Source organism: Flavobacterium sp. P3_A6 (assembly GCF_056403035.1).
The window spans coordinates 101418-115127 of record NZ_JBFUGG010000016.1; the positions used below are offsets into that span (position 1 = coordinate 101418).

The following is a 13710-nucleotide window of genomic DNA, read 5'->3' on the forward strand; positions in this document are numbered from 1 at the left end:
ATAACATGAAAAAATTATTATATATATCGCTGACAACTGCAGCTGTTTTTTTAAGCTCTTGTTCGAAAGATGATTTTGCAGATGCCTATACAAATCCATCTACGGTTGAAACAACTACTGTACCTAAGCAGTATGCCGGATTCATGAAAAGCAACTTTGAGGATGTAATTCCATCTTATTGGAATTATTTCCCAGTTCTAAGATCTACTTCGTTAACTTACACTCAAGGACATGGATTTACAAATACATCTGGTCGCTATGTTTCGGGAGCAGCAACAGTTTATAGATGGGATAGATTTTACAATTTTTTAACTCAATATAGAGAGTTGGAAAAAGTGATGGCTTCTTTGCCTGCTGCTACGCAGACAGAAAATAGAATCTATATGATTACTTCAACTATTTACTTATACGATCATACTCAAAAAATGATCGATAATTTTGGAGATATTCCTTTCTCTCAAGCTGGTAAAATTAGTTCAACAGGAGGTAATTATGATGCTGCATTAGCAAAGTATGATAACCAAACTGAGCTATATACTATGATATTGGATCAATTAAAAGCTTTCTCTGCCGAATTGAATTCAATTGTTTTGTCTCCTAGTGTGGAATTGGAATTCAAAAATCAAGACTTGATCAATAAAGGAAGCTTAATGAGCTGGAAAAACTATTGTAATTCTTTGCGTTTGAAAATATTGAACAGAGTTTCTGCAGTTCCTGCTTTCACGGCAAGAGCAAATACAGAAATGGCTGCAATTATTGCTAGTGGAATTATTGTAGATGAAAATGYTGAAAACATTGCTTTTAGAGTTTATACTCAAGACACCGATTTAGATACTTCGGGTTTTCATAGTGCTATGGAGGAAGGAAATAATAGCCTTGCACCAAAACCTATGATTGATCATATGAATACTAATAATGACCCTCGTAGACCTTGGTTGTTTCAAAAGGGATCGCGTGTAGTAGGTGGTGTACTGGTAGTGGCTCCTACTTATGAAGGACTTGATCCGAGTTTGACATCTGGTGCTCAGGATCAATTAATAAATGATGGTAAAATAGCTATTTACAACAGTTCTGTAATTAGTAATAATGATTGGTTGCCTGGAACATTGATTAATGCTGCTGAGGTAAACCTGATTCTTGCGGAGTACTATTCAAGAACAGGTAATACTGGTTCAGCAAAAACGTATTTTGAGAAAGCTATCAGGCAATCAGTTGAATATTATGTAAGATTAGGTGATAAAGCTGATGACACTACTTGGAAACCAACTACAGAGCCTACAACAGCTGAAATTGATGCTTATATTGCTACTATAAACTTTGCTGGAGCTACAACGCCCGCAGATCAATTGAAGTTGATTGCTTTCCAAAAGTATATTCACTACAATATGATGCAAGTTGATGAATCTTGGGCTGAACAAAGAAGATTGAAACTTCCCGCTTTACCATTCCGTGATGATGAAACAAGCAGTGTGAGAAAAACACCGCCAACACGTTGGACATATCCAACTTCAGAGAGTGTTTATAATACGGCTAATTATAATGCTGTTAAAGCAAATGATAATTTAAGCACCAAAATATTCTGGGATATAAAGTAAAATTCCAGTAATAAAGTGCAATTAATGCACTAATAGGTTTAAACAGAGGTAAGATGTTATTCTTACCTCTGTTTTTTAAAGGTCTATTCCAGTTTAATTTTTTGTCAAAAAATAAATAATAAACTATTTGTAAATACATGATAAAATTTTTTAATGCCATATTGTTGTTTTTTTCTTTAGTGCTCGCTGCTCAAACCAAATCAGAGGTAGAGGTGTATAAAATTAAGTATGATAAATTCGAAAACGGAAAAAAAACAGGCGAGAATACCGTAATCTATGTATATAATCAAATGGTTTTTTTATCAAAACCAACTGATAAAATACAACAATACATCGATTTAAAAAACAATTATAACGTTAGTACCATTAAAGATGGAAATATTGTTTTCAAAAAAATAATCCCTTTTGACAGCTTGCCTATTCCTAAAAAAGAAAAGGATACCCGTATCATACTGGGCTATGATTGTCAACATGCTTCTTTTTCTTATTTTTCAAATAGAATTGATGTTTGGTATACTGAAAAGACTGCTGTAAAAGGAACTCCCAATAGTAATTATCTGCCAAGTAAAAATGCACTTGTGCTGGAAATGGTTTATAATGGAAATCAGACTTTGACAGCTAATACTATAACTAAAGTTAAAAATTATGAGCCATTTATTAATTATGATGACAAGACAGTACTAGTTGATAAGTCAGAATTTGAAGAAATTCTTATTAACTCCAGATATGATAAATTGCATATTTTTGAGAATGAAAATATAAACTTCGATCCTAAGTCAATAATTCCAAAAGAAAATGACCTTATTGCAGACAAGGTTTATCATTTTTCTAATGGGAGCGTAGTTCTGAAAAAAATAAAAATTACTCCGGAATTAAAAAACAGTAATGCCATTTTTGCAAAACTAACCAGTAAGTCTAATGGGGATGCGTATGATAGAACTGGTTCAGTATTCATTATTCCGGCAAAAAATGATGCAGGCATGATTACATTATTAGATGCTTATTTACATGGATTGGATAGATTGCCAATTTATACAGATAATAAAAAAAATAAATATCAAGGTATTGTTAAGGAAAATGGATATACTCCTCCAATCGAAATTCTTAGTTTTTTCACATCATTTGGAGTTAATTATTTTAATGATAAACGAAAAATAAATAATTATAACTGGGCAAAAGAAGTAGTTTATAAAGAAGACGTCAGTTCTCTTATTCCTACTGATGAAGATGAAATTTGGATTGGCGTTTTTATTGGCAATTATGATGCTGGAGGCCATACAATAAGTCTCGAACTCGATGCTTATCCAGTAATGAACAATAACGAAGGCAAACCAAATAAAAAAAAGTACATAGCACCTTTATTTTCAACAGTTAATACTATGGAAATGTCAGGTCAAAATTATGGAGGCCTTTTTGCTAATGATACTTTGAAAGTAAATTTTGAAATTAAGGAAGAAGTACAAAACTTGCAGCTTTTGTATACCACAACAGGTCATGGCGGCTGGGAAAATGGAGATGAGTTTGTACCAAGAATGAATAAATTGTTTGTTGATGGTAAAGAAGTTTTTAAAATTATTCCTTGGCGAACTGATTGTGCAACTTATCGATTATCTAATCCGGCTTCAGGGAATTTCTCTGATGGTTTATCTTCTAGTGATTTAAGCCGGTCAAATTGGTGTCCGGGAACATTAACCCCGCCATATATTATTCCGTTAACTAATCTACTAAAAGGAAATCATGTGATAGAGGTAGTTATAGAACAAGGTCCAAATGAAGGACCCAGCACAAACCATTGGAATGTTTCAGGAGTTCTGGTTGGCCAATTGAAAAATTAATTGTTAAATAAAAAAAATACTGTTGTTATGATGTGTTTGAAAGAGAATCATAAAAACTTTATTGAGTTAGCAATTTAATTTCTGTAAACCGGTACTTTATATTATGTCATAATATTGTTAAAGCAGTGTGAAAAAAAATTAAAAAGCTTTAAATTGACAATAAAAAATGATTTTAAAATTTAATTTTTTAATGCTATTATTAGTTTTTGTGGGTGTTTCCTGCACTTCAACAAAGAAATTAAAAGTAAGCAACATAACTAATACCTTTATAACGAATCAGCCGATAACTAATAACAGCCACGCTGCAACATTAGTAGAGCTTAAGCCAAATCAGCTGATGGCTGCTTGGTTTGGCGGAAAACACGAAGGAGCCAAAGATGTAGGGATTTATTTTTCAGTTTATAAAGAAAAAAAATGGTCAGCACCCCAAAACCTAATTAAACCTCCAATAATAAAAGGAGATACATTACCATGCTGGAATCCGGTATTGTTCAAAAGTAAAAGTGAAAATTTATATTTATTTTATAAAGTCGGCAAAAATCCTAGGGAATGGTTTGGTGCCATGATCATTTCAAAAGATAATGGAAGTACATGGAGTACTCCCAAATATTTTCCTAATGGTATTCTCGGGCCAATCAAAAACAAACCTATTGAAATAACTCCAGGCATTATCTTATGCGGAAGCAGTACAGAAAGCATTGGAGACAACAAATGGAGAGTTCACTTAGAAAGGTATACTGAGACCACTGATGCTTGGGAAAAGATCACTGTTGAAAATAAAAAAGAATTTGATATTATCCAGCCTGCGTTTCTTGTTCATTCTCCGAAGGAGATTCAGATGCTGTCCAGAAGCAAACACAATAAAATAATTTCAAGCTGGTCTGAGGACAATGGAAACACTTGGGAAAGAACAGACAGTATCCATGTTGTAAATTCTAATTCAGGAATTGATGCCGTTACTTTAGCTAAAAATTCATTTTTATTAGTAAATAACCCATTGCCACAAGGAAAAGATTGGTTCAATGGTCGAAATGTACTAGATGTAGAATATTCAAAAGATGGGGTAAAATGGCAAAAGTTGTTTGATCTAGAAAACCAGACAGAAGGGGAATTCAGTTATCCGGCAATTATTCAAACTTCAGACAATAAAATTCATGTGCTTTATACGTATAACAGAAAGTATATTAAGCATGTAGTATTTGAATTGAAGAAATAAATTTGGATAATTTCTATTTTAGCAAACAAGTTATTCAAAACAAAAAGTATAAGTCATGAAATGTTTTCAAGTTTCAAAAATTAAATTTTTTTTCATAAGCACACTATTTTTTACTATCATCAGTAGTGCTCAAAATAGTATTAATGCCAAAACATTTTACAAACACGATAAATATCTTTCTTCTGATAAGATGGAAGGCCGTTTTCCTGGTACAAAAGGGAATAATGCGGCAGCATCTTACATTAAAAAACATTTTAAAAAATATGGTCTGAAGGAATTCAACAAAAGTTACTATCAATTTTTTAAGCTATTTGTAAAAGAGGGCATCAATAAAGTGAACTCAGATACCGTTACAACTCAAAATGTTGTGGGATATATTGAAGGATCTGATGAAAAACTTAAAAATGAATTTATAGTAATAGGAGCCCATTATGATCATTGGGGATGGGGAGGAGAAGGTTCGAATAGTAAAAAAAAGGAAGTAATGGCAATTCATAACGGAGCAGATGACAATGCTTCTGGAGTTTCGGCCTTGCTGTGTATACTGCAGCAATTATCAAAAGCTACTGTCAAACCCAAAAGAAGCATCATTTTTATTTCTTTTAGTGGTGAAGAGGAAGGGTTGTTAGGCTCTAAATATTTCGTTTCTCATTTGCCGATTGAAAAGAATGCTGTAAAAGTAATGTTGAATATGGATATGGTTGGAAGGCTAAATGAAGAGAAGCAAATTTATATGGGAGGCGCAGGAACTTTTCCAAATGGAGTGCAATTGATGAAGAAATTAAGCGAAAGCAGTACCCTTAATCCAGTTATACACGCTGGTGAAGTTGGTGGATCTGATCATGTTTCATTTTATAAGTCTTCTATAGCTGCAGTGGGATTTCATACAGGAGGCCACCCGCAATATCATACACCTGAAGATGATATTGATTTAATAAATATCAAGGGAGGTGCTTTGGTATCTCAATATATTTACAATGCATTAGTGGCAATTGCAAATGATCCGCAACAACTATATTTTATTAATCAGGATTAACTAATTGAGTTATTAATATAAATGCTGATTTGTTTTCGGATTTAATATTGGTGGATAAAAATCCAGATAAAGTGATATTTTCCTATTTGCCACCACTTTCTTTCTTAATATTACGTTAACTTTTTTCATTGTCTCTTGTATTAAATATAATATCAATATCATTTTTAGCAATATTGTTAAACTTACCTATTGCATACTTGGCTATTCCATGTCTTTGAATCAGCTTAATAAAACTATCTAAAAATTAAGTCCTAAATTATAGTATAAGCACTAATAATAAAGTAGCTAAGTAAGTTTTTTGTCAGCATTTTTGGCAATTCTATACATAAAAAAGAAGCTAATTTCACGATTGTAAAAATGGAATTAACTAAAATATAATAAAAATGGAATTAACTAATGATCAAAAAATTCTAGATGCAATTGTTAAAAAAGCATGGGAGGACTCTGCTTTTAAAAGCAATTTAATAACTCGACCCGTCGCAACAATAGAAAGTTTTTTAGGACACCCAATTCATCTACCCGAAGGTAAAAATATTGCATTTGTTGATCAAACAGATTCTTCAACAATTTTTATCAATATTCCTGCTGAACTCAATATGGACGATGTAGAATTGAATGAAGAACAACTTGATATAGTTGCAGGTGGAGATACAACCCCGCCTATAATTATTAAGCCGAACAATTTTTCTGGTAATATTTTTTAATAAAAATTTACTTATTGGCAATTTTTAAAATTAAAAACGTACCTATTCTATATTTGAATATGTACGTTTTAATGTTTATTAAAACATACATATTCATGAGAAGAGTCATAAATATTATTTTCTCTATTTTTCTATTATTTAATGGAATGCCTTTTTTTGGACAATCAAATACTGGACAAAAAGTGATTGTCACAAACAAAAACATTAAGATGGCAGATTCCATTCTTAGTTTAGGTATGAAAAGTCAAGATGCAGGGAACTATTCACAATCATTATTGTACTTCGATAAAAGTTTAAGGATTTATAATTCTTTAGGTAAAAGTCGAAAAGTAGGTGATTGTTATAGTTATAAAGCAGTAACATATTATTATCAAGGAGATTATTCAAATGCTTTATTCTTTTTTAAGAAAAGTAACGAAGAATATAAAAAAACAAAATATAAAAAAGGAATTTCTTCGATATTAAATAATATCGGAGGGGTTTATTATTATTTAGGAAATTATCTAAATGCTTTAAATTATTACAAACAGGCTATTGTTGTTCAAGAAGAACTAAACGATACTAAAATGACTGCAGCAACTTCACAAAACATTGGCGGAATATATTCGCAAGTGGAAGATTACCCAAATGCATTGAAATACTATGATAAATCGTATTTAATTTATAAAAATAGTACTGATGTAAAAGCCATCTCTCAAAACTTAAATGCTTCTGGGATAGTCTATATAAAATTGGCTAATTACCTAAAAGCTCAGAAGAATCTTTACCAAGCACTAGTTATTGCAGATAAACTAAATGATAAACAATTAAAAATTGAAGTATTACCTAGTTTAGGAGAATTGTTTTTTAAACAATCAAATTTTGAGCGAGCATTATATTACTATAATCTTTCTCTAAAATACTCTACCGAAATTAATAGTTTGCAATATATAAGTATCACAGAAGTTGCTCTTGGAAAAATATTAAATAAATTAAATAAAAACAAACAAGCAATTACAAAATGCCTTAAAGGATATAATACTGCTGAAAAAATAGGCGCTATATCTGTTAAAAAAGATGCTTGTGATTGTCTTTATAATGCATATAAGTTTACTAAAAACGATAAATTGGCTCTTCATTTTTATGAAAAATCAATTAATTTCAGAGACAGCTTAAAATCTGAAGAAACTTCTAATAAAATGATGAATATGGAGTTTCAACGTCAACAATTACTAGATAGCATATCTCATGTAAAGAAAGAACACGCTGTTGAAATCAAACATAAAGAAGAAGTTCAAAAAAAGGAAACGCAAAGAAATATTATTATTATCTCTTTGTGTTTTATTGTTCTTATTGCTTTAGGATTATGGAATAGATTAAACTACACGCGAAAATCTAAAATAGCTTTAAAAATAGAAAAAGACCTCTCCGATGAACTATTACTAAATATATTGCCAGAAGAAATAGCACAAGAACTAAAACAAAAGGGTTTTGTTAATGCCCGAGATTTTACTTTAGTTTCTATACTTTTTTCAGATTTTAAATCCTTTACTCAAACCGCTGAAAAAATGTCTCCTCAAAATTTAGTAGAAGAAATAAACACCTGTTTCAAAGCTTTTGATTTGATAACGGAGAAATACAATATTGAAAAAATTAAAACAATAGGAGACTCTTATATGGCAGCTGGAGGTATCCCAAAACCAGATAAACAATCTTTAACAAATATTGTATTGGCAGGATTAGAAATGCAGGATTTTATGTCCAAAAGAAAAATTAACAACGACGCTAATAATATTGCTGCTTTTGAGATGCGATTAGGTATTCATGCAGGGCCCATTGTAGCGGGTATTGTAGGAATAAAGAAATTTCAATATGATGTATGGGGTGATACTGTAAATACCGCTAGCAGGATTGAAAGCAACGGAATTGTAGGTAAAGTTAACATCAGTGAATCGCTTTATAATCTCATAAAAAATGAAGAATGCTTTCGTTTTGAATATCGAGGAAGTATCCAAGCAAAGGGAAAGGGAGAACTCAAAATGTATTTTGTAGAAAAGGATATCAATTTTTAATTTCCTTTTTGTCAGTCTATTTGGCAAATTTATAGAAAAACTGAACTTTATCTTTATGATTAAGAAAACTAGTTTAGAAACACTTTTCAATTTAACAAAAAACATTCAAATATGAGAACAACAACTTTAGAGTATGAAAAAATAGAGGAATTTTTGTCTTTAATTCCTTCTTTCCCAAAATCTATAGAGAAATCTTTCTTTGAAGAAGAAGAAAAAATGAAATTGTTTGAGTCTCTCCACGAAAAGGAATTAAAAGAAATATGTGGAATGAATAAAGAAGATAGTATAAGGATTGAGAATCTTCGTAAAGAATTGACTGAGATTGTAAAGGAAATGTTGACTAAAAATACGGATTTAGATGCTTCTTTTAAAAAATATTTAGCAATAGAGCAAGAAATTGAAAATTCCTTTTTAGGGAATCAATATATATATGTAAAACAGCGAACATTGTCTGTTAAGGCACTGTATTATTATAAAACTAAAAATTTTAACAAATCATTTATTTTTACATTAGAAGCTGTTGCTCTAATTGAGTATTTAATAAAACAGGGTGTGTACACTTTAAGTACAAGATGCTTTGAACAAAATAAAAATATAGCAAAGGTATATTTTACAAGTAAGCAAATGGAATTAGGAAATAAAACTGCAAATAGTTTAATGTGTTACTTGTTTAACGGAGAATACAACGAAGGCTTGTTTGGAAGTTTTTTTAAAAACAATTTCTATTGGAGTAAAAATCCTGATGTAAGAGAGTATTTTACTTATGAAGCCTTTATAAGTATTGTAGAAAATATCGTTAAGTCTAATTTGAATAATCATTTGGATTTTTTGCCAAATGAATGGAATATAGATTTGAATTTTGAAATAGACAATCCTGACAGACAAATAATAAGCAATTGGATTTCTGTAAATAAGCACTTAAAAAATGGCAATTATGAGGAATACTTTGATTCATTAACTTCCTTTTTTCAGCAATCCTGTAATAAACGTTATGATATTCTAAAAATATCTTTGTTGATAGATTTCACTAAACTTACAATTAAACTAGATCTTGAAAATAAGGAATTGATTACGGAAAAAATAAATAATTTTTTAAATGATAAAGTAATCTCTAGCAAAAGCCTATATAATACTTGGATTACGAACCAATCTCTCTATAGTCGAACCAGGTTTTTATCAGAGAAAAGTTTTTTCTAAAAATATTTAAGAGATTAAAACAACTTCGTCAGTTTTGAAGTATAATTTGGCAAATTTATAGAAAAAAGTAGTCTTATTTTTACAGTATAGAAAACGAAATGTTATGGAAGACAAAAAGCAACAAGTTATACAAAAGGTCATTTCTAAAGCGTGGGAAGATATCAAATTTAGAAAAGAACTATTAGTGAACCCTGTAGAAGCAATAGAAAAACTAACAGGTGTTAAGATAGTTTTGCCGGAAGGAAAAGAGTTGGTTGTTGTTGACCAAACCGATAAATCTAAAGTATATGTAAATCTGCCTGCAGAGCCAGAAATAGATACTCTGGAACTTACAGAAGACCAGCTAGAAGCAATTGCGGGAGGTGAGCAAATGATGTGGAAGAATTTAACGGATTCTTTATTTTCTACACTCAAAAATTGTATTAGGTTGTAAAGAATCAATTTTTTAAAAGATTGTGTTGAATGCAATTTTTTAAAATTGATAAACCCAAAAGAATACAACAGTAAGTATAAATATAAACCTTAAAATTTAAAATCATGAGTAAAATTGAATTAACAGAGGACTCAAAAGTAAAAGTTAGAGAAGTTATTCTTAAATCCCTTAATGATGCTTCTTTTAAAGAAAGATTGGTAAATAATCCTAAAGCTGCAATAGCTGAGTTATACCCTGATCTTATACAAAGAGAGACAAGAAAAATAGTTGTTTTTGATCAAACTGATAAAGATACAATTTATGTTAATGTATCTGCAACACAATATGTTTTGCTTGATGGAGATTCAGATGCAATTGAATTAAGTCAGGAAGATTTAAATTTAGTAGCTGGCGGACTAGCAGAGGCTGTTGCGAAAAGTTGTTCATTTTTATCTTGTTAAATAAGGACTTAGGATAACCCAAAACAATGTAAAAAAATATACATTAAAATTAAATATAAACCTTAAAATTTAAAATCATGAGTAAAATTGAATTAACAGAGGACTCAAAAGTAAAAGTTAGAGAAGTTATTCTTAAATCCCTTAATGATGCTTCTTTTAAAGAAAGATTGGTAAATAATCCTAGAGCTGCAATAGCTGAGTTGTACCCTGATCTTATACAAAGAGAAACAAGAAAAATAGTTGTTTTTGATCAAACTGATAAAGATACAATTTATGTTAATGTATCTGCAACACAATATGTTTTGCTTGACGGAGACTCAGATGCAATTGAATTAAGTCAGGAAGATTTAAATTTAGTAGCTGGTGGACAAGCAGAGGCTATTGCAAAAAGTTGTCAATTTTTGTCTTGCTAAATAAAGAGTTAGTATAAAAACTTGTTTCAGGTAATACAAAGAGGCTGACGGACTCTTTATTTCCTACACTGAAAATTGTATTTGGTTTTAAAGAATCAATTTTTTAGAGATTGTGCTGAACGCAATTTTTAAAATTGATAATCCCAAGACTATACACAAATATATACATTAAAAATAAATATAAACGTAAAAAATTAAAATCATGAGTAAAATTGAATTAACAGAGGACTCAAAAGTAAAAGTTAGAGAAGTTATTCTTAAATCCCTTAACGATGCTTCTTTTAAAGAAAGATTGGTAAATAATCCTAGAGCTGCAATAGCTGAGTTATACCCTGATCTTATACAAAGAGAAACAAGAAAAATAGTTGTTTTTGATCAAACAGATAAAGATACAATTTATGTGAATGTATCTGCAGTACAATATGTTTTGCTTGACGGAGATTCAGATGCAATTGAATTAAGTCAGGAAGATTTAAATTTAGTAGCTGGTGGACAAGCAGAAGAGCTAGCTGCCTCAAGCTGTCAATTTTTGTCTTGCTAAATAAAGAGTTAGTATAAAAACTTGTTTCAGGTAATACAAAGAGGCTGTTTGAAAATTCAATGCAGCCTCTTTTATGTTAACCTTATATAGAGGTGATTTAATAATAAACTATAAATATTTTGATGGAATATAAGATGGAAAATGTGAATTTAAAAGATATGTCTTTCCAGGTTCACGAAAAAACTAATGATGCTATTTGCTCCTTATATGAAAAAAGTATAATAGCGTTATTATCTGTTAGCATTGCAAACAATAAAGATTTAATTTTTGAAGATTTTTTTGAGGATTTAAAAAATAATGACTGGAAAAATCTGGGGCAACTATTTCCTGTTTTAGGCGAGGTTTTACCATTGCAAAAAAACAATATTCAGCAATTGTATGAAAAAATACTCCGTTCATATAAAAATGATTCCGTTGATTTGTTTAATAATGGTTTGATTAAACAAAAGGAGGGGGAAATCCAAGACATTAAAATAGGGGAAGGTGATTTTCATAATGGTGCATCAACAGCTATCGTTGATTTTAGAAAAAATCACTTAGTTTATAAACCTACAAATGGAGCCATTTCTTTTCCTTTTTTTCAACTATTAGATTGGTTTAATGATTCTTTTTCTTTGGGTCATTATAAGTATCACATACTAAATAAAAACCAATACCACTGGCAGGAATTTGTAATAGAAAAACCTTGTAATACAGAAGAAGAAATTAAAAAATATTATCAGAAAGCTGGATATTTATGCTGTGTTTTATATTTATTAAACTCCACTGATTTTCATGCGGAAAATCTTATTGCTAACGGTGATTCAGTTGTATTTATCGATCATGAAACTATAATACAACCAAAGATTAATGATAGAGTAAAAAAAAATTTTGGTGAATCTGATTTAGATAAATATAATAATTTAGATCAATTTGGAGATTCGTTGCTTACCTCAGGTTTGTTACCCAGCAATGATGAAAATTCTTCTTCTTGTGTGATGTGTGGTTTAGGATATTCAAAAAAAACCTATGGCTTTTATTTTAAAAAAGCTGGGATTAATCAATACACTAAAGATTGGAAGATGGTAAATAAAGAAATGAAAGAGGATTATATTAAAAAAAATATTCCTACTTTAAATGGGGAGAAAGTTTTTGTTGAGAAATATTTACAAGAATTTCTTATGGGGTTTGAGGAATGTTATACCCTTTTATTAAAGCAAAGGCCGTTTTTATTATCTAAAGATTCTCCTATACAAAAATTCCATAATCTTCCTGTAAGACATATCTGGCGACCTACCAACTCCTATGGACGTATTTTAAGATTGATGAGCTTGCCACAAAATTTAGAAGATAAAGAATTACATAAACAGAAAATAGAAGACTATTTTTCAATTGCTTTCAAAAACGTTCCTATAGACTCTAATTTGCGTTTTATCCTTAAACACGAAACAGCACAAATGTTAAGAGGAGACATTCCTTATTTTGAGGTAAATTCATCTTCTAGAGATTTACATACAGAGTTTGGAGTAATTGAAGATTTCTTTGAACTTAGTGCAGTAGAAAATATAGAAAGAAAACTAAACAAACTTTCATTAGAAGATTTAGAATTTCAAAAAAATATAATTTTAGAAAGTCTTAAATAAGGCTTACTAATAAATATAGCAACATGAAAAAGCCGATTACGCTTATTTTACTTTTTTCTATGAGTATTTAAGTTTTTTTAGAAAATAACCTATTGATAGGAACTTACAAACAATCTAGTTCATATAAGTTTCAGGAATCATTTTCTTTATAAATACTAGAATAGTCTATCGATGAGTAAAAGATAGAAGCTATTTAAAAATATTTATAGCCTATATTTATATGCTTATCTTATTTAGAAATTCATCGTATTTGAATGCTATTTAAAAAATTTCTCCTTTAAGTTCTAAAAGCATTCACGAAAAAAGTTAGAAGAGTTTTTATATTGTTTAGCATTTTTAAGAACAAAAAAACGTAAAGCCATGTTCTTAAGTTTTCGGGATTGCATAGTTCATACAAAAACTTAATATTTACCCTTTTGGAACAGTTTACTATTGTCAGCGCTCTCCTATGGCATTTTAAACACCTTTTTATTATTATTTTGGTCATACTTTATAATAATATTGTGTAAAAAACACTTGTAATATACTACTACTACTACTACTACTACTACTACTACTACTACTACTACTACTACTACTACTACTACTACTACTACTACTACTACTACTACTACTACTACTACTACT

General features: G+C 30.0%; 13 protein-coding genes. 12 read left to right on the plus strand and 1 reads right to left on the minus strand.

Going from position 1 to position 13710, the window contains the following annotated elements; translation table 11 throughout:
* Nucleotides 1-5: 5 nt before the first annotated feature.
* From AC1DVP_RS15215 to lanM, 12 genes are all read left to right on the plus strand, one after another.
* A complete protein-coding gene (locus AC1DVP_RS15215; protein WP_477184342.1) occupies nucleotides 6-1595 on the plus strand; it encodes a SusD/RagB family nutrient-binding outer membrane lipoprotein in 1590 nt (529 codons plus the stop codon).
* Between the two features lie 137 nt (nucleotides 1596-1732).
* Nucleotides 1733-3430, plus strand: a complete 1698-nt coding sequence (locus AC1DVP_RS15220; RefSeq protein ID WP_477184343.1) for a PNGase F N-terminal domain-containing protein — start codon at nucleotides 1733-1735, stop codon at nucleotides 3428-3430.
* A 190-nt stretch (nucleotides 3431-3620) separates the two neighbouring features.
* Entirely contained in the window at nucleotides 3621-4646 is a 1026-nt protein-coding gene (locus tag AC1DVP_RS15225; protein WP_477184344.1) for a sialidase family protein, read from the plus strand.
* A gap of 55 nt (nucleotides 4647-4701) precedes the next feature.
* Complete coding sequence (locus tag AC1DVP_RS15230) at nucleotides 4702-5682, plus strand: M20/M25/M40 family metallo-hydrolase (protein WP_477184345.1); 981 nt, start codon at nucleotides 4702-4704, stop codon at nucleotides 5680-5682.
* Between the two features lie 383 nt (nucleotides 5683-6065).
* A complete protein-coding gene (locus tag AC1DVP_RS15235; protein WP_477184346.1) occupies nucleotides 6066-6386 on the plus strand; it encodes an NHLP leader peptide family RiPP precursor in 321 nt (106 codons plus the stop codon).
* Nucleotides 6387-6481: 95 nt separating this feature from the next.
* On the plus strand, nucleotides 6482-8437 hold the full coding sequence (locus AC1DVP_RS15240; RefSeq protein ID WP_477184347.1) for an adenylate/guanylate cyclase domain-containing protein: 1956 nt from the start codon (nucleotides 6482-6484) through the stop codon (nucleotides 8435-8437).
* Between the two features lie 111 nt (nucleotides 8438-8548).
* Complete coding sequence (locus tag AC1DVP_RS15245; protein WP_477184348.1) at nucleotides 8549-9634, plus strand: hypothetical protein; 1086 nt, start codon at nucleotides 8549-8551, stop codon at nucleotides 9632-9634.
* A gap of 103 nt (nucleotides 9635-9737) precedes the next feature.
* Complete coding sequence (locus AC1DVP_RS15250) at nucleotides 9738-10067, plus strand: NHLP leader peptide family RiPP precursor (RefSeq protein WP_477184349.1); 330 nt, start codon at nucleotides 9738-9740, stop codon at nucleotides 10065-10067.
* Nucleotides 10068-10171: 104 nt separating this feature from the next.
* Nucleotides 10172-10507: a hypothetical protein gene (locus tag AC1DVP_RS15255; RefSeq protein ID WP_477184350.1), complete on the plus strand. Its 336-nt coding sequence runs from the start codon at nucleotides 10172-10174 to the stop codon at nucleotides 10505-10507.
* A 77-nt stretch (nucleotides 10508-10584) separates the two neighbouring features.
* Nucleotides 10585-10920 (plus strand): hypothetical protein, encoded by a 336-nt coding sequence (locus AC1DVP_RS15260; RefSeq protein ID WP_477184351.1) that lies wholly within the window; start codon nucleotides 10585-10587, stop codon nucleotides 10918-10920.
* A 202-nt stretch (nucleotides 10921-11122) separates the two neighbouring features.
* Complete coding sequence (locus AC1DVP_RS15265) at nucleotides 11123-11461, plus strand: hypothetical protein (protein WP_477184352.1); 339 nt, start codon at nucleotides 11123-11125, stop codon at nucleotides 11459-11461.
* Between the two features lie 122 nt (nucleotides 11462-11583).
* Nucleotides 11584-13083 (plus strand): type 2 lanthipeptide synthetase LanM, encoded by a 1500-nt coding sequence (gene lanM / locus AC1DVP_RS15270; protein WP_477184353.1) that lies wholly within the window; start codon nucleotides 11584-11586, stop codon nucleotides 13081-13083.
* Nucleotides 13084-13529: 446 nt separating this feature from the next.
* On the opposite strand, the gene AC1DVP_RS15275 is transcribed toward lanM, so the two are convergent.
* Nucleotides 13530-13710: hypothetical protein (locus AC1DVP_RS15275; RefSeq protein ID WP_477184354.1), on the minus strand; the 181-nt coding region annotated here is incomplete at its 5' end.

Excerpts from the sequence above, each read along its gene's own strand:
- AC1DVP_RS15230 (WP_477184345.1), top strand. The coding sequence starts at position 4,702 with ATGAAATGTTTTCAAGTTTCAAAAATTAAATTTTTTTTCATAAGCACA.
- AC1DVP_RS15220 (WP_477184343.1), top strand. The coding sequence starts at position 1,733 with ATGATAAAATTTTTTAATGCCATATTGTTGTTTTTTTCTTTAGTGCTC.
- AC1DVP_RS15225 (WP_477184344.1), top strand. The coding sequence starts at position 3,621 with ATGCTATTATTAGTTTTTGTGGGTGTTTCCTGCACTTCAACAAAGAAA.
- AC1DVP_RS15250 (WP_477184349.1), top strand. The coding sequence starts at position 9,738 with ATGGAAGACAAAAAGCAACAAGTTATACAAAAGGTCATTTCTAAAGCG.
- AC1DVP_RS15245 (WP_477184348.1), top strand. The coding sequence starts at position 8,549 with ATGAGAACAACAACTTTAGAGTATGAAAAAATAGAGGAATTTTTGTCT.
- AC1DVP_RS15265 (WP_477184352.1), top strand. The coding sequence starts at position 11,123 with ATGAGTAAAATTGAATTAACAGAGGACTCAAAAGTAAAAGTTAGAGAA.
- lanM (WP_477184353.1), top strand. The coding sequence starts at position 11,584 with ATGGAATATAAGATGGAAAATGTGAATTTAAAAGATATGTCTTTCCAG.
- AC1DVP_RS15260 (WP_477184351.1), top strand. The coding sequence starts at position 10,585 with ATGAGTAAAATTGAATTAACAGAGGACTCAAAAGTAAAAGTTAGAGAA.
- AC1DVP_RS15255 (WP_477184350.1), top strand. The coding sequence starts at position 10,172 with ATGAGTAAAATTGAATTAACAGAGGACTCAAAAGTAAAAGTTAGAGAA.
- AC1DVP_RS15240 (WP_477184347.1), top strand. The coding sequence starts at position 6,482 with ATGAGAAGAGTCATAAATATTATTTTCTCTATTTTTCTATTATTTAAT.
- AC1DVP_RS15235 (WP_477184346.1), top strand. The coding sequence starts at position 6,066 with ATGGAATTAACTAATGATCAAAAAATTCTAGATGCAATTGTTAAAAAA.